The sequence below is a fragment of the Acinetobacter sp. 22301 genome (assembly GCF_052045285.1).
Taxonomy (GTDB): Bacteria; Pseudomonadota; Gammaproteobacteria; order Pseudomonadales; family Moraxellaceae; genus Acinetobacter; species Acinetobacter pittii.
The window spans coordinates 321051-341115 of sequence record NZ_JBQEOR010000003.1 but is presented as its reverse complement, the minus strand read 5'-3'; the positions used below and the strand labels follow the sequence as shown (position 1 = coordinate 341115).

Here is a 20065-nt window from a genome sequence, read left to right as displayed (position 1 = left end):
AATTGTTAGGCAAATTGGCGTAAGAAACGCACATCATTTTGATAGAACATACGCAAATCATTAATGCCATAACGCAACATTGCAAAACGCTCTACCCCTAAACCAAAAGCAAAGCCTTTGTATTTATCAGGATCAATACCCGCAGCACGCAATACATTTGGATGTACCATGCCACAGCCTAATACTTCTAACCAACGTCCACGCTCATCCATGATATCTACTTCTGCACTAGGCTCTGTAAATGGGAAATATGATGGGCGGAAACGTACTTTTAAATCTTTCTCAAAAAATTCATTCAGTAGGTTAATCAATAAACCTTTTAATTCAGCAAAGCTGGTGTTCTCAGCAACATATAAGCCTTCGATCTGATGGAACATTGGCGAATGCGTTTGATCCGAATCACAACGGTAAACACGGCCAGGACATACGATACGAATTGGCGGCTCACTCGTCTCCATCGTACGAATCTGTACCCCAGAGGTATGCGTACGTAGTAGGTGAGTAGCATCAAAGTAGAAAGTATCGTGCATAGCACGTGCTGGATGGTGACCAGGAATATTTAATGCTTCGAAATTGTGATAGTCATCTTCAACTTCTGGACCGGTTGCAACTGTAAAACCAGCTTTAGTGAAGAACTGACAAATTCGCTCTTGTACCTGAGTAACAGGATGAACTGTACCAATACGTTGACCACGGCCCGGCAATGTAATATCAATCGTTTCACTTGCTAGCTTTTGTGCAAGTGCTGCCTGTTGTAGTGCCACTTGACGTTCTGTTAATGCAGTATTAATTGTTTCTCGAACAGCATGAATCGCAGCACCTTGTACTTTGCGTTCTTCAGGGTCCATTTTCCCTAATGCTTTCGATTGTTCTGCAAGCTGGCTTTTTTTCCCTGTAAATTGCACACGCACCTGATCAAGTGCAACAAGGTCTTGAGCTGCTGCAATGGCAGCAAGCGCTTCTGTGGTCAGGGCTTCCAGTGACATATTAACTCTCAAAGCAACAAATTTAAAAAATATAATAAAACACTGCATTCTAACAGTTTTTCATCGAATTGATGAAGTTTATCCATCATGAAAAATGTATTAGGCAACAAAAAGATAAAACGTATAAGATAGTAGCATCGTCAATGAGATCAACTATTATGGCGCTTAATCAGATTTGGAAACAACAACTTACGCTTGTGACATATGGTAATGAATACCTCCGTCAGAATTTAAGCTTTAACCAATGGCGACAACATCATATTTTCGACCATCATAGTTTTCAGTTTCGTGACTTAACTTCTCAACATTTGTTGGCCCAACACTTCCAAGTTTGGTTAGAAGTATTAAAAAAACAAGGCACCACAAAGCTCAGCTTACATTTATCAAGCCTTCTCAATGAAGAACAAAATCCAAACAGTAATGTCGAGCTCTTACCTTATACTCATTTTATCGTGACCCATCAAAATGATAAGAAATTTGCATGGATTTTTGGCCATGAGCTTGCCGAATGGTATAACAATGATAATGAGTTTGAAGCCCCTGCCTCACAAACATGTGAGCTTCGTTTAGAAACTTTCTGGCGTTTTGAACTCAATGAAAAATTATCAAAAAAAATTGAAGCTGATTTAAAAAATCCGCCATGGCAAGAAATAGCTGATTTTATGGATAGTGAATTATTTCATAGTAAATATGCAGCAGGCTTTGAGGAGCCAGAACTTCAAAATGCTCTTTTTGATGGTACAAATATTAAAAGCTTAGAGCCAAAACTTGCCTTAATTCCTGAGAGCTATCCCGCAGATTATGCCCATCAGCTTTTATCTCGTACTCAAGCATTAGCTGACTATGTAGAACAAAAGAAACGTATTGCAAATGATCCTTTGGGAGAAGAACTAGACCAGGAGCAACTCATCAATTTAAGAAACTTTACACAAAAAACTGATGATTTGTTTGCCAAGCTTATTGTAAAAGTTGCCAACCATTATCAGACAGCTCAGATGGTGCCTGTAGTTAAAGCATCTCCATTTGAGCAATCAAACGAAAATCCACAGCATCTCAAGTCTCAGCACCATAAAGGCACTGGTTCAGGCGTTATTAAGCTGATTATTCTAACCATTATTATTTGTGCTTTGGCTTATTATTTTGGCCTTTAGATAAATAATAAAAAAGACCGCTAAAAAGCGGTCTTTCTTTGAATCTCTAAGCTTATGCAGCTAATGCGCCTTTAGCTTTTTCAGCTAAAGCAGCAAATGCTACTGCATCATGCATAGCGATGTCAGCTAATACGCGACGGTCGATGATCACTTGAGCTTTTTTCAAGCCATCGATCATACGGCTGTAAGACAAACCGTTTTGACGAGCACCAGCATTGATACGCGCAATCCATAGAGCACGGAATTGACGTTTCTTTTGACGGCGGTCACGGTAAGCGTATTGACCAGCTTTGATTACCGCTTGGAACGCTACGCGGTAAACGCGTGAACGAGCACCGTAGTAACCTTTAGCGCGAGCAAGAATTTTTTTGTGACGACGATGAGCCACTACACCACGTTTTACACGAGCCATTTATAATCTCCTTAGATGTATGGGCACATACGACGAACTGAATTCATGTCAGAAACATGAACCATTACACAGCCGCGTAATTGACGGATACGTTTAGCAGATTTTTTGGTCAAGATGTGGCGCTTGAACGCTTGTTTACGCTTAAAACCGTTTGCAGTCGCTTTGAAGCGTTTAGCTGCACCACGGCGAGTTTTTAACTTAGCCATAGTAACCTCTTTTAGGCACCTGTTCGGCGCGATTGCACCATTGCAAAATCGACCTGCAGGTAAGGAAGCGCGTATTTTATAGCATGCTGAGCAAAATTAAAACTATTAGTTACTGTTTTTATGAGTGCAAAGAAAGACTTTCTCGATTTCAACTTGTGGCAGCCATATCAATAATAAATAAAGCACCTATACTTTTTTCCATTTATAATACGATCAAATTATCAACATACGATATTCCCAATGCAGAAACATGATGCATTTGCCGCCTTACGCTATAGAGATTTCTCAATTGTTACCATTAATCAATTTTGCTTAACATTAGCAATTCTAATTCAAGAAATTATTGTTGCCTATTCACTCTATCAAATCACTAAAGACCCTCTGACTCTAGGTTTAATTGGACTTGCAGAAGCTATTCCTTTTATTGCTCTTTCTCTTTGGGGTGGCTATTTTGCAGATAGATTTAATAAACAGATTATTATGAAAATCTGTTTATTTTTCTCGGTTCCTCTTCCTTTAGTTCTTTGGTCGTTGTTCCATCTGCATGGTCTAGGTCATATCAGCGTAAATTTCCTTTCTTGGGGTATTTATGCTGTTATTTTTGGCTTAGGCACTATACGTGGGTTTTATAATCCCTCTGCAACGTCTTTAAAACCATTTTTGATTCCTCGTGAACTGTACGCAAATGGTGCAACATGGACGACAATCGGTTGGCAAAGTGGAGTAATTATCGGGCCAATGCTTGGTGGTTTCATGCTTGCCTATTTAGGCCGAGAAACAAGTCTATTTAGTGTTGCGGTTTTACTTGGTATTTGTTTTATCTTAATTAACCTATTGCATAAGCGTAGTTTTCCTAAAATTGAAACTGCTAATGTTTTAGAAAGTTTAGGAGATGGTTTCCGTTTTATCTGGAAAACTAAAATTGTTCTTTGGGCAATTTCTCTTGATTTAGCTTCTGTTTTATTTGGTGGAGTCATCGCATTATTACCAATTTTCGCAGAAGATATCTTAAAAGTCGGTCCAGAAGGACTGGGATATTTGCGTGCGGCACCATCTATTGGAGCGCTCGTCACTATGATTGCTTTGACTCGCTTCCCACCAACTCAGCATGCATGGCGTAACATGCTACTTGCTGTTGCAGGATTTGGTGTTTTCACGATTCTTTTCGCGTTCTCAAATAACATGTGGTTATCACTATTTGCGTTGGCTATGACAGGCGCTTGTGACAGTATTTCAGTTGTGGTTAGACAAACCATTTTGCAAATTTTTCCACCAGAAAATATGCGTGGTCGCGTTGCTGCCGTAAATGGCATGTTCGTTTCATCAAGTAATGAGCTTGGTGCATTTGAGTCAGGTTTAGCAGCTAAATATTTAGGAACGATTGCAGCAACTATTTTTGGTGGTTGTATGACACTTGCAGTGGTCACATTTTGTTGGCTAAAAACCAATGACCTATTTAAAGTCGATATTACTAAAAGCTCAGAAGACTAATTAAACCATTTTAATAAAAGCATCTTCAGATGCTTTTATTTTAGATAAAATCTGTAATCACCCAATAAATAAAAATATAACGCCCTGCTTTAGCAATCAAAACGATAATTAAAAAGCGCCAAAAATTTTCTTTGAATAAACCCGCAACTAAAGTAATTGGGTCACCAATCACAGGTGTCCAACTTAGCAGCAACGAATAAAACCCATATTTATGATAAAAACGCTGAGCTTGTTCTAAACGTTTTTCAGAAACTGGGAACCACTTTTTGTGTTTAAACTGCTCTATTTTTAAACCAAGCCACCAGTTCACACACGAGCCCAGTACATTTCCGAAAGTAGCGATAGAAATTAGAAGGAAAGCAGAATATTCTTTTTTTAATAATAAGGTGGCGAGCACAGCCTCTGATTGTAATGGTAATAATGTAGCCGCCCCAAACGCGCTCAAAAAAAGTAAAAAGTAACTTAGCATATTAAATTAGACCAAATCACCTTTCACTTTATTCATTAGGCTACCAATAAGAATTAGATGACTTTGATTGATAATGCTTTTTGTACCGCAGGACGTGCCGTTAAACGTACAACATATTCTTGTACATAAGGATAATCTTCTAATTGAATACCCTGCCATTCATAGCGCAAGATCCAGGGTAAAATTGCCATATCAGCAATCGAGTATTCACCTGCAACAAACTTCTGACCAATAAGCTGTTTGTTTAATACACCATATAAACGTTTAGTCTCATTTACATACCGGTCTATAGCGTAGGGAATTTTTTCTGGTGCAAAGCGGTTAAAATGATGATTCTGCCCAAGCATAGGCCCTAGCCCACCCATTTGCCACATGAGCCATTGTTCAACTTCAACTCGTTCTTGCTCATCAGTTGGATAAAATAATCCAGTTTTTCGACCTAGATATTGCAAGATAGCGCCTGATTCAAATATTGAAATTGGCTCACCACGAGGTCCATCTTGGTCAACAATTGCCGGAATTTTATTATTTGGAGAAATTCTCAGAAAGTCTGGTTGAAATTGATCATTTTCTAAAATATTGATTGGGTAAAGAGTGTAGTCCAGTCCCATTTCTTCTAAGGCAATTGTGATTTTATGTCCATTGGGAGTTCCCCAATAATATAGATCAATCATTCTATTTTCCTATTCATCGTTATCATGACTGCGTCTTGCGTTATAGCATGTTTTAAGAGGGACGATGAGATTTCCAACACTAAAAAATACATAAAATTCAAGAATTGAATTTCTTTCAAAATATAGCAACTGTCTTAAATCAAACTGAATAGATAAAAGTTAAATCATCTTTTTTTATTATGATAAGGATATAAAAAAGCACTGCTTTTGCAGTGCTTTTTTTGAGTATTACTTTTTCTTTTTCGGTCCAAGTAACATACCCATTTGACGGCCTTCCATTTTAGGTGCTTGTTCCACAACCCCAAACTCAGCGACATCCGCTTCAATTTTTTGTAATTGAGCTAAGCCAAGTTGTTGGTGAGCCATTTCACGACCACGGAAACGTAAAGTGATTTTCACTTTGTTTCCTTCTTCAAGGAATTTCAAAATAGCACGAAGCTTAACTTGATAATCACCAACATCAGTTGCAGGGCGCAGTTTGATTTCCTTCACTTGCACTTGATGCTGTTTTTTCTTCGCATCTTTTTGCTTCTGCTTAAGGTCAAACAAGTGCTTGTTGTAATCCATAATTTTACAAACAGGCGGCTCGGCGTTTGCAACGATCTCAACTAGGTCAAGATCTGCCTCTTCAGCAGCGCGCAGTGCTTCATTTAATGAAACAATTCCTTTTTGCTCACCGTCAGCACCAACGAGGCGTACTTCTTTTGCACGGATCTCGTCGTTAATTGCTGGACGGTTGCTTTTTGCACCTTGTTGTTGGTTACGGTCAGGCTGTTTAATCTTTCTTACTCCACAATATACCGGCCACGTTCGGCGACGGCAGACTTCACTAAGTCAATGAATGCATCTACTGACATAGTACCTAAATTTTTTCCTGAGCGGGTACGCACATTCACTGTACCTTCTTCAACTTCTCGATCACCAAGAACTAATAGGTAAGGAATACGCTCTAGAGTACGCTCACGAATCTTAAATCCGATTTTTTCATTTCTCAAGTCAGAAATAGCACGAAGGCCATTTTCTTTGAGTTTTGCTACGACTTTCTCACAAGCTTCAGCTTGAGAGTCCGTAATATTCATGACACAAGCTTGTAACGGCGACAACCAAGGTGGCATGAAACCAGCGTAGTGTTCAATTAGTATACCAATAAAACGCTCAAAACTACCAAGAATTGCACGATGCAACATCACAGGCTGATCACGATCATTGTCTTCAGTCACATAAGACGCATCTAAACGTTCTGGTAAGTTGAAGTCACACTGAATAGTACCACACTGCCATACACGTCCGAGACAGTCTTTCAATGAGAATTCAATTTTCGGACCGTAGAACGCGCCTTCACCAGGTTGTAATTCCCATTCGAGACCCGCTGCATCTAAAGCATCTGCTAAAGATTTTTCAGCCATATCCCAAAGTGCATCATCACCCACACGTTTTTCTGGACGTGTAGAAAGTTTCATTTGCACTTCTTCAAAGCCAAAATCTTTATAAACTTCTAAAGTCAGCTTAATAAAGTCTGCAACTTCTTGACCGATCTGTTCTTTAGTACAGAAAATATGTGCGTCATCTTGTGTAAAGCCACGTACACGCATAATGCCGTGTAAAGAACCTGATGGTTCGTTACGATGACAAGAACCAAACTCTGCTAAACGAATCGGTAAATCACGGTAAGACTTCAAACCTTGGTTGAACACTTGCACGTGACATGGGCAGTTCATTGGCTTAACGGCATAGTTACGATTCTCAGAATGAGTTGTAAACATGTTGTCAGCATAGTTCGCCGCATGACCTGATTTTTCCCACAGTGTAAAATCTACAATTTGTGGTGTTTTAATCTCAAGGTAACCGTTGTCTTGCTGAACTTTACGCATGTATTGTTCAAGTACTTGGTAAATAGTCCAGCCATTTGGATGCCAGAACACCATACCTGGTGCTTCTTCTTGCATATGGAACAAGTCTAAAGCTTTACCAATTTTACGATGGTCACGCTTTTCAGCTTCTTCGATACGTTTGATGTATGCAGCGAGCTGTTTTTTGTCTGCCCAAGCTGTACCATAAATACGTTGAAGCTGTTCGTTCTTCGCATCACCACGCCAGTATGCACCAGAGATTTTAGTGAGCTTGAACGATTTTAAGAATTTGGTATTCGGTACGTGTGGACCACGACACATATCCAAATAATCTTGATGATAGTACAAGCCCATTTGTGTTTCTTCAGGCATGTCTGCAATCAAGCGTAATTTATATTCTTCACCACGCGCAGTAAATTCAGCAATAACTTCATCACGTGGTGTCATTTTTTTAACGACATCATAATCTTGATCGATGAGCTTTTTCATGCGCTCTTCGATAGCTGCCATATCATCTAATGTAAAAGGACGTGGCATCCAGATGTCGTAGTAAAAACCTTCTTCAATGACTGGACCAATCACCATCTTGGCTTCAGGGAAAAGCTGTTTAACAGCATGCCCTACAAGGTGTGCACAAGAATGGCGAATAATTTCAAGACCTTCCTCATCTTTTGGAGTGATAATTTGTAAGGTCGAATCTTCGGTAATTAAGTCACATGCATCAACTAAGCGATCATTTACACGGCCAGCAACAGTATTTTTTGCTAGACCAGGCCCGATACTTTGGGCAACTTCCATAACAGATACAGCGTGATCAAAACTCTTTTGATCGCCATTTGGCAATGTGATAATTGGCATAAAAAAATCCTTAAGGAGTGATGCCCTATACGAAGGAGCATTTCACCGCGAGATTATGATCGAGGCGAACCTCAAAATATAAAAACGGTGTAAATCAAAGTTAAAAAACCTGAAAGATTTTACACTTGTTCAAGCAATGTGAAAACCTTTGAGTCCATAAAATCATAAATACATTTTGCTTATCACGTAAACAGCAATAAATGACTTAAAAAATATATTGAGATGATTTTTAAACATGTTTAACACAAGTGGTTTAAGATGAAGAAAATAGCATTTCTGCTCATTTTTTGACTGGAGGGTATCGCTCTTTAAGACTAAAGCATAGATGCTTTGATTAATATTACATCATATGTTCAAAGAATGAATTAAAAATAGAACACGGAGTTGTTTCACATGGTTAGTGCTTATGATGAGTTACCACGCACACCCGCAAACTTTGTTGCGTTATCACCTCTACGCTACCTAGAGCGTGCGGCTTATATTTACCCAGATCAAGCTTCAATTATTCATGGTAAGCGCCAAATTTCATGGAAAGAAACTTACCAACGTTGTTGCCAATTTGCATCTCAGCTCAAGCAACTGGGAATTGAGAAAAATGATACGGTATCTGTCTTATTGCCAAATATTCCAGCCATGATTGAAGCACATTTTGCAGTTCCTATGGCTGGTGCGGTACTCAATACTCTCAATACACGTTTAGATGCAAAAACAATCGCTTTCATGTTGGAACATGCTGAAAGTAAAGTGCTGTTGGTTGATCCTGAATTTGTGAATTTGGCAAGAGAAGCCCTCTCACTTATTCCTAACCAGCACATTATTGTAATTGATGTAGCTGATACCGAATATGAAGGTGAAAATCAGTTTTTAGGTTCTTTTGAATATGAAGAATGGATCGCTCAAGGCGACATTAACTTCTCTTGGCATTTACCAGAAGATGAATGGGATGCGATTAGCTTAAATTACACATCTGGAACTACAGGTAATCCTAAAGGTGTGGTCTATCATCATCGCGGGGCTTATCTTAATGCTGCAAGCAATATCTTGGCTTGTGGAATGAAACCACGTGCTGTGTATTTATGGACACTACCCCTCTTTCATTGTAATGGCTGGTGTTTTGCGTGGAGCATAGCAGCAAGTGGTGGAACCAATATTTGTTTACGCAAAGTCGATCCAGAATTAGTCATGCAATTGATTGCAGCACATCAAGTTGATTATTTCTGTGGTGCACCTATTGTTCTTTCAATGATTCTTAACTTACCTAAAGAAAAACAAGCGAACTTTGATCACCATGTTGAAGTCATGGTCGCTGGGGCAGCTCCCCCTGTTGCCATAATTGAAGGGATGCGAAACATGGGGATTAACGTAAACCATGTATACGGTTTAACAGAAACTTATGGACCTTCTGCCCTATGTGCTTCTCAATCTGGATGGAATGAGCTATCAATTGCTGAACAAGCCCAACTTCATTCCCGCCAAGGCGTACCCTACCCGTTGCAAGACAGCATGCGTGTGTTAGATCCCGAGACTATGGAACCTGTGCCTAATGATGGTCAAACCATGGGAGAAATCATGTTCCGTGGCAATATTGTCATGAAAGGCTATTTAAAGAATCCTAAAGCAACTCAAGAAGCCTTTGCTGGCGGATGGTTTCATACGGGCGACCTAGCCGTTTGCCACCCAGATGGTTATGCAAAAATTACTGATCGTTCGAAAGACATTATTATTTCAGGTGGAGAAAACATTTCATCTTTAGAAGTAGAAGATGTGTTGTATAAACACCCTGCTGTATTAACCGCTGCGGTAGTCGCTAAACCCGATGCACGTTGGCAAGAAGTACCATGCGCGTTTATTGAATTAAAGATGGGTACTACAGCAACACCTGAAGAAATTATTGCACACTGCCAAAAAGAGTTAGCGCGCTTTAAAGTACCTAAAGATGTGGTTATTACTGAAATTCCAAAGACATCGACAGGTAAATTACAGAAATTCATTTTGCGCGAATGGGCAAAAGAACGAGCTGAAAATATATAAATAAAAAAAGCGACGCCTTGAGCGTCGCTTTTTACTATTGAAGAGCAATTAGCCTTGATCAGACAATAAGGCAATTTGCTGCACATAGTTAACAAATTTACCTTTTGATGCCTCAAGCTCTGCTTCACTCACTTCTTGAGTCTTATCACGCTTGATTCTCAACACATGCTGACGCAATGTGTGACGTTCCGATGCATTATAAATTTTACTAAATTCATTAATTGCAGGGTCACCTTGTTCGATCATACGATCAACCCAACGCATCAATTGAGCCTGTTTTTTTGCGCCTTGCTGCGGAGTTAAATAAGACAAAATAATGGTCTCATCTTCATTACGCAATAATTTACCAATACGTTGAAACTGACGACGACGAGCTTCAAAAGAACTAATGTTCTGTACTTCCATTAACGCATCAATTAAACGTTCATCAACTGGGAGTTTTTGAATCTGTTTAACAGAAAGTTGTGCTAATTGCTCACCTAAAGCAGCCATACGTTGAACTGCTTTTTTCTGCTCTGTCTTACTTGCACGTCCTTCTAAAGAGCCAAAATCTTCTTCAGTATAACGTTGGGGACGACGTGCCACGATTAATCTGCCTCATAAAATTTTGCGGCGAATAACGCCTGTACTTCATTTAATGCCTGCTCTTCGTCGGTACCATCAATGACCAATCGTAAAGTGGTCCCTTTACCTGCACCTAACATCAGCAAAGACATAATATTTTTTGCATCTACTAAATGATCGCCTTTTCCAATTTGGATCGACGAACGAAATTTTGTAGTGACCTCTATCAGTTTTCCTGATGCACGAGCATGTAAACCGAGTTTATTAATTACATCAACAGTTGTGTCTATCATGACCAGTGCTTCATTTCTCTGTGTAAGACCTGAACAGACCATTCTGCCTCAAGTGCTTGTTTTAGTCTATCTACGATATAAACGGAACGATGTTGACCACCAGTACAACCAATAGAAATCGTCATATAGTGACGATGCCCTTCAGCAAATGCTGGAAGCCATTTTTTTAAGAAGTGAAGAATATCATCAAACATTTCGTTTGCTTGCGGACTTGCTTCTAAAAATAGTCTTACTGGCTCATCCAAACCAGAAAAACGTCTCAATTCTAAATCCCAATGCGGATTTGGTAAATGCCGTACATCAAAAACATAATCAGCATCTAAAGGAATGCCATGTTTATATCCAAATGACTGCAATATCACGATAAGCTTATCTGACTGCCCCAATTTAGACAGTAAAATATGCTTTAAATCATGAACACTTTTATCCGTTGTATCAATATGAACCGTAGCACGGAACTGAATTGGGAGCAGCAATTGCTTTTCTTCATGAATACATTGCAACAGACTTTTAAAACGATTGGCCAATGGATGCGGACGACGCGATGCACTAAAACGTGCGATCAAATCCTGATCTTGCGTAGTCAGATAAATCACATCAACTGTGCCATGTTTTTGTAGTTGTTCAAAAACATGATCAAACTCTTGCATATCTGCACGAGTGCTTCGAACATCCACACCTAATGCCAACTGCTCTAGATTATTTTCATGATCTAGCTTTGCCACAATTTCGGGCAGCAATGCCAAAGGCAAATTATCAATACAGTAATAGCCCAAATCTTCTAACACTTGGAGAGCCGAAGATTTTCCTGAACCAGACTGTCCTGTCACGATAAGTATACGCTTCATGGCATGGCTGTCCTTTGATCTGTTTATTGGGGTGTAAAGGCAACTTCTAAATTATCAATCAAACGAGTTGCACCCAATTTTGCCGCGATGAACAACACAATATCACGATCAAACTGAGTAGCAGGTAACAGATTTGACTGACGAGCTTCGACATAATCCACAACAAACCCATTATCTGTCAACTGAGTTTTGATATCTTCTAAAACTTGTTGTAGATCTTTGCCTTGATGTAACTGCTGCTCAGCTTGCTTTAAACTCTGATAAATAACTGGAGCGACCTGACGTTGCTCAGGACTTAAATAACCATTTCTTGAACTAAGAGCCAAGCCATCTGCTGCACGAACAATAGGCACACCAATTACTTCTAGCGGGATATTTAAGTCTTGTACGAACTGACGAATCACTGCTAACTGTTGGTAATCTTTTTGACCAAAGAAAGCATAGTTAGGTTGCACAATATTAAAGAGTTTGGTGACCACCAAAGCTACGCCATCAAAATGCCCAGGACGTGAACTACCACATAAAGCATCAGTAATTTGGCTAACACTTATATTGGTTAAACGTGGCTGAGTACCGTACATTTGCTCAACTGAAGGTGCAAAAATAATGTCACAGCCGACATCGGCCAATAGACGACTATCTTGTTCTAAAGTACGAGGATAGTTATCAAAATCTTCACCCGGTCCAAATTGGGTTGGATTTACGAAGATACTAACAACCACAACATCACATAACTTTTTCGCTTCACGAACAAGTGTGAGATGGCCTTCATGTAGATTTCCCATTGTTGGGACAAAACCAATAATTTTACGCGCAGCTCTAGCAGGATTTAAAGATGCTGCAAGACCTTGTATGGTGGTTTCTGTTTTCATGAATTACAGCTCAACGTGGAAAGTATGTTCTTTGGCTGGAAATGACTGGTCCTGTACAGCAGCATGAAAAGCTTTAAAAGCGTCTAGGATTGCTGTTTCGCCGGATTGTTCTTTCATAAAGTTACGGACAAAACGCGCAACTCGACCAAAAGTTAAACCAAGCATGTCCTGTACTACAAGTACCTGACCATCAGTCGCATTACCCGCACCAATACCAATCACAGGTGTATTTGGAAATAGTTCGGCAATTTCCTGTCCTAACTGAGCAGGAACACATTCAAGCAATAGAACTGCCGCACCCGCTTCAACCACTGCCGTACAGTCAGCAATAAGTTGATCAGCTGCTTCACGTGTTTTAGCTTGTAATTTGTAACCACCAAATACGTGTACAGATTGAGGAGTTAAACCTAAATGTACACATACAGGTACACCATTACGTGTTAAAACTTGTACAGTTTCACTTAACCAAGCGCCACCTTCGATTTTGATCATCTGAGCACCAGCTTGCATAACTGTTCTTGCGTTTTGCAAAGCATCATTTAAGGTGGCATAACTCATAAATGGTAAGTCAGTCATAATCAAAGCATGCTGGTTACCACGACGCACCGCCGCCGTATGATAAGCCATGTCCTCAACAGTTACAGGTAAAGTTGAGTCACGACCTTGAATTGCCATTCCAAGAGAATCACCAATTAAGATTGTATCAATTTCAGCAAGTTCCATTGCTTTTGCCATACTCGCATCGTAACAAGTTAGACAAGAGAACTTACGTCCTTCGGCTTTAAATTTTCTTAAGTCACTTAGACTAATCATGATGGTATCCTCTACAGGAGTTTGCAGAACGTAATAAGTCAGGCTTTAAGCCCAAGACTCATCAGCAAGTACAGTCAGCGTAGGCTGCTGTATGAGTTCTAAATTTTTAAGTGGCTGATCGTTAATATGTAAATCAGCGTCTAAATCTAATAAAGGAATTACAACGAAATCTCGCTCTAGAATTCCAATGTGTGGCACAGTTAAGCGCTCATTTTGAATTTTTTCATCACCATATATAAGCAAATCCAGATCCAAGGTACGCTCTCCCCAACGACGAAGGCGTACACGACCAGCTTCTTGCTCAAATCGCTGTAACTGGTCTAACAAATCTAAAGGCATGAGATCCGTATTTAGCTCTGCAACTGCATTTAAATAATTTGGTTGATCTTGAGGACCCATAGGTGGACTTTGATAAAGTTTAGAAACTTTCACTCCACCTAAAGTTTTAAGCTTAGCAATGGCTTCAGATAAGATTTGGCGCGAATCACCCAAATTACTTCCTAAACCAATATAGGTCTTCGTTGTCATTGCGTTGGCCCAAAAATAACTTGGCTTAAATCGCGTTGTACTCGCTTACGCTTCAAAATCGGATGGTCGCTCATCAACCCAGCTTCTGAAGCAGAGGCTTTTTCAACGAAACGACCCATCGATTGTTCTTGTCGAGCACGTTCTTTTTTCCCACGACGGCTGCGTGGTTCAGGAATATCAACCAAAGGTTCGATTTCCGTCTCAACTTTATTGTTTTCAACAGGTTCAGCAACGGCTTTACGACGGTTTCTAGCTTTCTGACGATTGTACTGGCTAATTGCAGCTTCTTTTTCGTCATTCGACATTTCTTGGTAGGCTTCCCACCAGCTTCCCATTCCTTGCGTGGTGTCATCACCTGACTTTTCACGAAGTAACAAGAAGTCAAAACCAGCACGGAAACGCGCATGTCCAGCCAATGCTTCAATTTGCTGTGGTTTCGGACTAAGCAAACGGGTCTGCATTTCCCAAACTTCACGAATAAAAGTTTCTGCAAAACGAGGAATCACAGTGCGGGTTGCTTGACGTTTTAAGACATCTAAACCAGCTTGTGCACGCGCTTCAGCTGGTACCACACCTTTAGATAAATAAAATTCACAACGCTCTAAAAATGGTTGCCACAATAAGACTGCATAGAAAAATGCAGGGTTAATTGTTTTACCCACTTGAATACGCTGATCTGTATTCTTTGCTGCTCTTAAAATAAATGGAGTGAGGTTAGGCTGAATATCGGCAAAGAGTTGTTTCCAAACACCAAACTCAATCAACATTGGCAAAACACGCGCCAAATGTCCCATTGTAAAGAGCTTCTGAGATTCATCATATAAACGATGCGGAGAAACATCACGCAATAGTTGCGTCATCTCTGCATCAAATATATCGAGAATATCTGAATCAATTTTAAAATTTAACTTCGCTGCAAAACGTAAAGTTCGCAGCATACGCACAGGGTCTTCTTCGAAGCGCTGTGCCGGATCGCCCAATAAACGTAGGGTTTTATTTTTTACATCGTCAATTGCTTTGCAGAAATCAAGCACAATACTCTTACGCGGTTGGTAATATAGCGTATTGATTGAAAAGTCACGGCGAGCAAAGTCTTGTTCGATGGTTCCCCAGTTATTGTCACGTAAAATCATGCCTGAAGCACTGGTGACTGCTTTTTTAGGAGGAGCACGGAAAGTTGCAACTTCAATAAGCTCACGCCCTGAATAGACATGTGCTAATTCAAATCGACGGCCAATGATTCGACAACGTCGACCAAAAACTTCTTTAATCTGGGAAGGTGTTGCATTAGTGACTGCATCGAAATCTTTAGGATTAAGCCCTAGCATTAAATCACGGACACCACCCCCAACAATATAAGCTTCATAGCCAGCTTTAGTCAGGCTATCGATCACATCTAAAATCGAAGAAGGAAGTTGGGCTGTGGACAAACCACATTTTGACGCTCGCAAGGTTTGCAAAAGACGCTGTCTCCTACGTCAGGACGTAAATAACAAGTTGTCGCTAATCATAGCTCTAACGCACACAAAGGGCAATTTGATTCTCTGTAGTTTGCACATGAAATGATAATTGACAGAAAGATGATTTATAAAGCCATCCGTGATTTATTCTTTTCAAAAATGGCTGGACCAATACCCTTTACGTTTTTAAATTCATCAATATTTTTAAAGCCGCCATTCTTTTGACGGTATTCTACAATCGCCTGAGCCTTTTTCTCACCAATACCTTTTAGCTTTTGGAGCTCATCAATATTGGCTTGATTCAAGTGTATTTGCCCTGACGAATCAGTCATAACTGAGCTTTTTGGACTATTAGAATGAGAGGCTTGTTGCATGCTCAACTTCTGATCATACATCTGCTGTTTAGCCTTCCACTCCTTAAAATTTTGATCAAAAGATTGAGCCTGAACAAAGGTTGAAGAAATCAGGCTCCAAAATAAAACAATGAAAATGTTGTGCTTATTCTTCCAAAGATTCATGCTGAGCTGCATGTGTTTTTTCCCCTAACTTTAACTGCCGCTTTGCCTGATTCCACAATTCATCCATTTCAGACAAGGTCATGTCCTCTAATGTTCTTTGCTGTTTTTGCGCTTGATCTTCAATAAAAGCAAAACGGCTTCTAAATTTATGTATTGTCGATAAAAGTGATGTTTCACTTGAAATCGCAAGTTTACGTCCAACATTGACTAATGAAAACAGGCAATCTCCAAATTCGTCTTGAATTTCATCAATATTTTGATTTTTTAGGGCCTGCTTAAACTCATCCAACTCTTCTTCTAGTTTTTCATAAGCATCTTCTACCGTTTCGAAATCAAACCCAACCTTAGCTACATTTGCTTGAATTTCTTGTGCCTGTAACAGGGCTGGCCCATGTTTAATTCCATCTAATCTTGATTGCGGCTTGCCTTGTTTTTCTTGTTGCTTAATTTGTTTCCAAAGCTCACTTACTTGTTCTGGTGTTAAAGTATTAAATTGATCTGCCTGAAAAACATGGGGATGACGGCGTATTAACTTTTCACTTATTGCCTCAACAACATCTTGAAAGTTAAAAGCGCCTTGCTCACTAAACATTTGTGATTGAAACACAACTTGCAATAACAAATCGCCTAGTTCATTTCTAATTTCATTGATATCGCCTTGACGGATGGCCGCCTCGACTTCATACGCCTCTTCAATCGCATATTTAGTCAGTGACATTGGGGTTTGTTGTTGATCCCACGGACATTTTTCACGTAACTCTTGCATGATTTTAAGCAATTTATCCATGGTAACCCTCAAGTTTAAAAAGTCGGTCAGTCAAACTAAGATTTTAATTTGTTATGATCAAAATCAAAGCGATTAAATCAGTCGCACTATTGTACTGACAAAGAGAAAAAAGATGAGATACAGTATTCTGATTAGTGGTGCCGCTCAAGGTATTGGGGCTGAAATTGCACGCGTATTCTACAAACAAGGATATAAAGTAGGCATTTATGATATTAATGAATCGCTTGCTCAGGAACTAGCAAATGACTTAGGGCCAAATGCCCGTGCCGGCTATCTAGATGTAAGTGATTACAGCCAGTGGCAACACACATTAAAAGAATTTACCGAATGGGCTGGTGAACTTAATATTTTGGTAAATAATGCAGGTATTTTATATTCTGGCGCGTTTGAAATGACTGATATTAAAGCTCACCAAAGAACAATAAATATTAATGTAAACGGCGTAATCAATGGTTGTCACGCTGCTCTACCCTACTTAAAGCAAGCGTCTTTTGCACGTGTTATCAACCTCTCTTCAGCCTCTGCAATTTATGGGCAAGCTGATTTGATTTCTTATTCTGCTAGTAAATTTGCAGTTCGTGGAATTACTGAAGGTTTAGATGTGGAATGGAAAAAATATGGTATCCGTGTTTTAGATGTGATGCCGCTATTTGTCCAAACTGCAATGGTTAACAATATGGATGCAGGCACCATTCAGAATATGGGGATAGATTTAACCCCAAATGATATTGCTCAGCAGGTGCTTACGCTTGTAGAGAAAAAGGCTCATTTTTGGACGCCTACCCACACTCCAGTGGGTATAAAAACCAAACTGCTTTATCAGCTCTCAACGTTGAGCCCACAATTTCTAAATCGACTAACCAATATTTATTTATCTAGAAAGTAATTTGCAATAAAAAGGCTGCCATTTGACAGCCTTTTTACTTAATTTATTAAACGCCTTGAATCATGCGTCGAGCACTAATGATTCCTGGTTGTTGCTCTAGGCGAGCCAATAAACGAGAAAGCTGCGCTAAACCTTTAACCTCAATGAGCAACTTCATATTAGCAATACCATCTGCCTCAGAAATTGTATTAACCTGACGAATATTGATTTGGTCAGAGAAAATCACTTGAGTTAAGTCTTTAAGCAGACCACGACGATCATAAGCTTCCACCACAATTTGAACGCTTTGACCACGTGTTGGCTGCATTTCCCAATCAGCTTCAACAGCACGCTCTGGCTCTTGCTTAATCATACGCTGATAGTCAGAACAAATGACTTTATGGATGCTGACACCGCGGTTCAAAGTAATATATCCAGCGATTGATTCACCATGCACCGGCTGACAGCACTGAGCGATGTGCAGTTCTACATTATCCAAACCATCAATTAAAATGCCATGTGCTGATAGCGTATGGCTAGCACGCGGATTTAACGTTGGTTTAAGTACTAGTTCAGGCTCATCCTGATCTAGATGCATTTGGCGGTTCACCTGATTAATCAGGGCATGTAAGCTAATATCGCCACTGACCAAATTCACCAAAATGTCGTCGCCGGTCTTCACATTAAAATGTGATGAATAATCGTTTAAGTCGATACTTTTTGGGTGAATCGCAAGACGAGCTAACTCTTTATTAAGCAGTTCTCGGCCTACTTCAAGATTCTTACTACGGTCTTGCTGCCTAAACCAATGACGCAACTTGTCACGTGCACGAGAGGTTTTAATATAACCTAGAGAGTTCACCAACCAATCACGGTTTGGTTCACGATCTTTTTTAGTTAAAATTTCAACCTGTTCACCCGTTTTTAAAGTATAGGTAAGTGGCACATAACGCTGGTTGACCCGCGCCGCATAACACTTATTCCCTACTTCTGTATGCACATGATAGGCAAAATCTAAAACTGTTGAGCCACGCGGCAATTCCTTAATATCACCATCACGACTGAAAACATAAATCTTCTCAAAGCCTTCAAAGTCTTGTAACTGTTCAAAGCCTTCTGTTTCATCTTCGTTTTGATGTACCGTCGTTTCATTACGCTCTTGATAATGTTCTAAAACGGCACGTAATGAATGCAAACGATGGTTAAAAGAATGGTCGGTATTCTTTGAACCTTCTTTATAGTTAAAGTGTGAACATACGCCTAACTCTGCTTCATCATGCATCTCGTGAGTACGAATTTGCACTTCAAGAGATTTGTTTTCAGCAATTACAGCCGTATGCAAAGAACGATAACCATTGGCTTTCGGGTTTGTAATATAGTCATCAAACTGATGCGGAATATGACGCCAGATTTGATGTACGATACCTAAAGAGTGGTAGCACTCTGGCACACTATTGACCAACACACGCAAAGCACGAATGTCATAAAGTTGGTCAAAGCTCAGGTTTTTGCTCTTCATTTTTCGATAAATCGAATAAATGTGTTTTGCACGCCCTGTAATTTCAGCTTCAATGCCGTAAGACGCTAACTCATTTTTCAAACGATCAATGACGAACTGAATATAATGCTCACGCTCTAAACGCTTTTCATTGAGTAATGAAGCAATCTCTTTATAGCGATCTGGAGCCAAATAGCGAAACGCTAGATCTTCAAGTTCCCATTTAAGCTGAGCAATACCAAGTCGATGTGCCAACGGCGAATAAATAGTAAGAATTTCACGCGCTACACGTTCTTGGCGTTCACGAGAGGAATTTGCAAGCTCTCGCAAAGAATAAGTACGTTCAGCAAGTTTAATTAAAACAACACGAACATCTTCTGTCACCGAAATCAGCATTTTATAAATGCCGCTTAGATGTTCTCGTTGATTATTATTAAAGTGATCTTCTAACCGTTTATTTTTCTCAATAAGTTCTGAGAGTTTACCCATTGCCAAAGTACCTTTGACAAGGTTGTAAACTTGCTCCCCGAATTTCTGTTTTACTTCTTCTATATCGGTAATGCCTTCACGTACACTACGATAAAGCATTGCTGCTGATAAAGTATCTTCATCTACATGGAGATGTGCCAGAATGTCGGCCATTCCAACGCCTGTAGCAAAAGTATTGGAACGATGATTAACCGTTGAATCTAACTCTTTTTGCAGGGTTAAATGAGCGACTTTTTCAAGTTGTTCAAGCTCCGCCCCATCTAATATTTCACGCACCCGATCCAACCATGAGGCTAAACCGATTTGCGTTTCGGCGGCATGCTCTACAGTCGTTTCCTCTGACAACTCGGTTAGTTGTTCAGGTAACTGTTCACGTACTGTGACCATACCATTCTCCTCAAT

At 39.8% G+C, this 20065-nt stretch carries 21 protein-coding genes and 1 pseudogene; 4 read left to right on the top strand and 18 right to left on the bottom strand.

Annotated elements, in window-relative coordinates; translation table 11 throughout:
- Nucleotides 1-5: 5 nt before the first annotated feature.
- Nucleotides 6-986, bottom strand: a complete 981-nt coding sequence (gene pheS / locus ACTJJH_RS08080; protein WP_440600973.1) for a phenylalanine--tRNA ligase subunit alpha — start codon at nt 984-986, stop codon at nt 6-8.
- A gap of 158 nt (nt 987-1144) precedes the next feature.
- On the opposite strand from pheS, the gene ACTJJH_RS08075 reads away from it, so the two are divergent.
- Entirely contained in the window at nt 1145-2137 is a 993-nt protein-coding gene (locus ACTJJH_RS08075) for a hypothetical protein (protein WP_440600981.1), read from the top strand.
- Nucleotides 2138-2189: 52 nt separating this feature from the next.
- Here ACTJJH_RS08075 and rplT read toward each other — a convergent pair whose 3' ends face one another.
- From rplT to ACTJJH_RS08060, 3 genes and pseudogenes are all read right to left on the bottom strand, one after another.
- Nucleotides 2190-2549, bottom strand: coding sequence for a 50S ribosomal protein L20 (gene rplT, locus ACTJJH_RS08070; protein WP_000124858.1), 360 nt, complete (start codon nt 2547-2549; stop codon nt 2190-2192).
- An 11-nt stretch (nt 2550-2560) separates the two neighbouring features.
- The gene (rpmI, locus tag ACTJJH_RS08065) at nt 2561-2755 is read right to left on the bottom strand and encodes a 50S ribosomal protein L35 (RefSeq protein ID WP_002054552.1); all 195 of its coding nucleotides are present in this window, start codon (nt 2753-2755) and stop codon (nt 2561-2563) included.
- A gap of 11 nt (nt 2756-2766) precedes the next feature.
- A pseudogene (locus ACTJJH_RS08060) lies at nt 2767-2957 on the bottom strand (hypothetical protein).
- Between the two features lie 38 nt (nt 2958-2995).
- Between ACTJJH_RS08060 and nreB the strand changes: the two are divergent.
- Nucleotides 2996-4246, top strand: a complete 1251-nt coding sequence (nreB, locus tag ACTJJH_RS08055) for a nickel resistance MFS transporter NreB (protein WP_032056076.1) — start codon at nt 2996-2998, stop codon at nt 4244-4246.
- Between the two features lie 40 nt (nt 4247-4286).
- Here the strand turns inward: nreB and ACTJJH_RS08050 are convergent, their stop codons facing one another.
- From ACTJJH_RS08050 to thrS, 4 genes are all read right to left on the bottom strand, one after another.
- Nucleotides 4287-4715, bottom strand: a complete 429-nt coding sequence (locus ACTJJH_RS08050) for a YqaA family protein (RefSeq protein WP_057077543.1) — start codon at nt 4713-4715, stop codon at nt 4287-4289.
- A 53-nt stretch (nt 4716-4768) separates the two neighbouring features.
- Complete coding sequence (locus ACTJJH_RS08045; RefSeq protein WP_032056074.1) at nt 4769-5389, bottom strand: glutathione S-transferase N-terminal domain-containing protein; 621 nt, start codon at nt 5387-5389, stop codon at nt 4769-4771.
- Nucleotides 5390-5617: 228 nt separating this feature from the next.
- Nucleotides 5618-6169: a translation initiation factor IF-3 gene (gene infC, locus ACTJJH_RS08040; RefSeq protein ID WP_075383312.1), complete on the bottom strand. Its 552-nt coding sequence runs from the start codon at nt 6167-6169 to the stop codon at nt 5618-5620.
- A 5-nt stretch (nt 6170-6174) separates the two neighbouring features.
- Entirely contained in the window at nt 6175-8097 is a 1923-nt protein-coding gene (gene thrS, locus ACTJJH_RS08035) for a threonine--tRNA ligase (protein WP_002117224.1), read from the bottom strand.
- 393 nt (nt 8098-8490) lie between these two features.
- On the opposite strand from thrS, the gene ACTJJH_RS08030 reads away from it, so the two are divergent.
- Nucleotides 8491-10128 carry an acyl-CoA synthetase gene (locus tag ACTJJH_RS08030; RefSeq protein WP_415871710.1) on the top strand — a complete coding sequence of 546 codons (1638 nt, stop codon included), beginning with the start codon at nt 8491-8493 and terminating at the stop codon, nt 10126-10128.
- 48 nt (nt 10129-10176) lie between these two features.
- On the opposite strand, the gene yjgA is transcribed toward ACTJJH_RS08030, so the two are convergent.
- The 9 genes from yjgA to mazG form a co-directional block, all read right to left on the bottom strand.
- Nucleotides 10177-10713 (bottom strand): ribosome biogenesis factor YjgA, encoded by a 537-nt coding sequence (gene yjgA, locus ACTJJH_RS08025; protein WP_125699774.1) that lies wholly within the window; start codon nt 10711-10713, stop codon nt 10177-10179.
- A 2-nt stretch (nt 10714-10715) separates the two neighbouring features.
- Nucleotides 10716-10985 carry an HPr family phosphocarrier protein gene (locus ACTJJH_RS08020; RefSeq protein ID WP_000567533.1) on the bottom strand — a complete coding sequence of 90 codons (270 nt, stop codon included), beginning with the start codon at nt 10983-10985 and terminating at the stop codon, nt 10716-10718.
- Complete coding sequence (gene rapZ, locus ACTJJH_RS08015; RefSeq protein WP_002117179.1) at nt 10982-11833, bottom strand: RNase adapter RapZ; 852 nt, start codon at nt 11831-11833, stop codon at nt 10982-10984. The genes ACTJJH_RS08020 and rapZ overlap by 4 nt, the downstream gene beginning before the upstream one ends.
- Nucleotides 11834-11856: 23 nt before the next feature.
- Nucleotides 11857-12705 (bottom strand): pantoate--beta-alanine ligase, encoded by an 849-nt coding sequence (panC, locus tag ACTJJH_RS08010; protein WP_002117191.1) that lies wholly within the window; start codon nt 12703-12705, stop codon nt 11857-11859.
- Between the two features lie 3 nt (nt 12706-12708).
- On the bottom strand, nt 12709-13518 hold the full coding sequence (panB, locus tag ACTJJH_RS08005) for a 3-methyl-2-oxobutanoate hydroxymethyltransferase (protein WP_002117298.1): 810 nt from the start codon (nt 13516-13518) through the stop codon (nt 12709-12711).
- Between the two features lie 45 nt (nt 13519-13563).
- Nucleotides 13564-14046 carry a 2-amino-4-hydroxy-6-hydroxymethyldihydropteridine diphosphokinase gene (folK, locus tag ACTJJH_RS08000; RefSeq protein WP_014208398.1) on the bottom strand — a complete coding sequence of 161 codons (483 nt, stop codon included), beginning with the start codon at nt 14044-14046 and terminating at the stop codon, nt 13564-13566.
- Nucleotides 14043-15506: a polynucleotide adenylyltransferase PcnB gene (gene pcnB, locus ACTJJH_RS07995; protein ID WP_440600972.1), complete on the bottom strand. Its 1464-nt coding sequence runs from the start codon at nt 15504-15506 to the stop codon at nt 14043-14045. The genes folK and pcnB overlap by 4 nt, the downstream gene beginning before the upstream one ends.
- 125 nt (nt 15507-15631) lie before the next feature.
- Nucleotides 15632-16036 (bottom strand): ComEA family DNA-binding protein, encoded by a 405-nt coding sequence (locus tag ACTJJH_RS07990; RefSeq protein WP_440600971.1) that lies wholly within the window; start codon nt 16034-16036, stop codon nt 15632-15634.
- A complete protein-coding gene (gene mazG / locus ACTJJH_RS07985; protein ID WP_440600970.1) occupies nt 16005-16811 on the bottom strand; it encodes a nucleoside triphosphate pyrophosphohydrolase in 807 nt (268 codons plus the stop codon). Before mazG ends, ACTJJH_RS07990 begins: the two co-directional genes overlap by 32 nt.
- Before the next feature lie 112 nt (nt 16812-16923).
- Between mazG and ACTJJH_RS07980 the strand changes: the two genes are divergently transcribed.
- Entirely contained in the window at nt 16924-17697 is a 774-nt protein-coding gene (locus ACTJJH_RS07980; RefSeq protein WP_440600969.1) for an SDR family oxidoreductase, read from the top strand.
- Between the two features lie 46 nt (nt 17698-17743).
- Here the strand turns inward: ACTJJH_RS07980 and ACTJJH_RS07975 are convergent, their stop codons facing one another.
- Nucleotides 17744-20050, bottom strand: coding sequence for a RelA/SpoT family protein (locus tag ACTJJH_RS07975; RefSeq protein WP_002117181.1), 2307 nt, complete (start codon nt 20048-20050; stop codon nt 17744-17746).
- Between the last annotated feature and the right edge of the window lie 15 nt (nt 20051-20065).

Bases quoted from the DNA above. Each gene is read 5' to 3' on its own strand.
- rpmI (WP_002054552.1), bottom strand. From the start codon at position 2,755: ATGGCTAAGTTAAAAACTCGCCGTGGTGCAGCTAAACGCTTCAAAGCG.
- mazG (WP_440600970.1), bottom strand. From the start codon at position 16,811: ATGGATAAATTGCTTAAAATCATGCAAGAGTTACGTGAAAAATGTCCG.
- rapZ (WP_002117179.1), bottom strand. From the start codon at position 11,833: ATGAAGCGTATACTTATCGTGACAGGACAGTCTGGTTCAGGAAAATCT.
- panC (WP_002117191.1), bottom strand. From the start codon at position 12,705: ATGAAAACAGAAACCACCATACAAGGTCTTGCAGCATCTTTAAATCCT.
- panB (WP_002117298.1), bottom strand. From the start codon at position 13,518: ATGATTAGTCTAAGTGACTTAAGAAAATTTAAAGCCGAAGGACGTAAG.
- ACTJJH_RS07975 (WP_002117181.1), bottom strand. From the start codon at position 20,050: ATGGTCACAGTACGTGAACAGTTACCTGAACAACTAACCGAGTTGTCA.
- ACTJJH_RS07990 (WP_440600971.1), bottom strand. From the start codon at position 16,036: ATGCAGCTCAGCATGAATCTTTGGAAGAATAAGCACAACATTTTCATT.
- rplT (WP_000124858.1), bottom strand. From the start codon at position 2,549: ATGGCTCGTGTAAAACGTGGTGTAGTGGCTCATCGTCGTCACAAAAAA.
- thrS (WP_002117224.1), bottom strand. From the start codon at position 8,097: ATGCCAATTATCACATTGCCAAATGGCGATCAAAAGAGTTTTGATCAC.
- ACTJJH_RS08030 (WP_415871710.1), top strand. From the start codon at position 8,491: ATGGTTAGTGCTTATGATGAGTTACCACGCACACCCGCAAACTTTGTT.
- folK (WP_014208398.1), bottom strand. From the start codon at position 14,046: ATGACAACGAAGACCTATATTGGTTTAGGAAGTAATTTGGGTGATTCG.
- nreB (WP_032056076.1), top strand. From the start codon at position 2,996: ATGCAGAAACATGATGCATTTGCCGCCTTACGCTATAGAGATTTCTCA.
- pheS (WP_440600973.1), bottom strand. From the start codon at position 986: ATGTCACTGGAAGCCCTGACCACAGAAGCGCTTGCTGCCATTGCAGCA.
- ACTJJH_RS07980 (WP_440600969.1), top strand. From the start codon at position 16,924: ATGAGATACAGTATTCTGATTAGTGGTGCCGCTCAAGGTATTGGGGCT.
- ACTJJH_RS08075 (WP_440600981.1), top strand. From the start codon at position 1,145: ATGGCGCTTAATCAGATTTGGAAACAACAACTTACGCTTGTGACATAT.
- ACTJJH_RS08050 (WP_057077543.1), bottom strand. From the start codon at position 4,715: ATGCTAAGTTACTTTTTACTTTTTTTGAGCGCGTTTGGGGCGGCTACA.
- ACTJJH_RS08020 (WP_000567533.1), bottom strand. From the start codon at position 10,985: ATGATAGACACAACTGTTGATGTAATTAATAAACTCGGTTTACATGCT.
- ACTJJH_RS08045 (WP_032056074.1), bottom strand. From the start codon at position 5,389: ATGATTGATCTATATTATTGGGGAACTCCCAATGGACATAAAATCACA.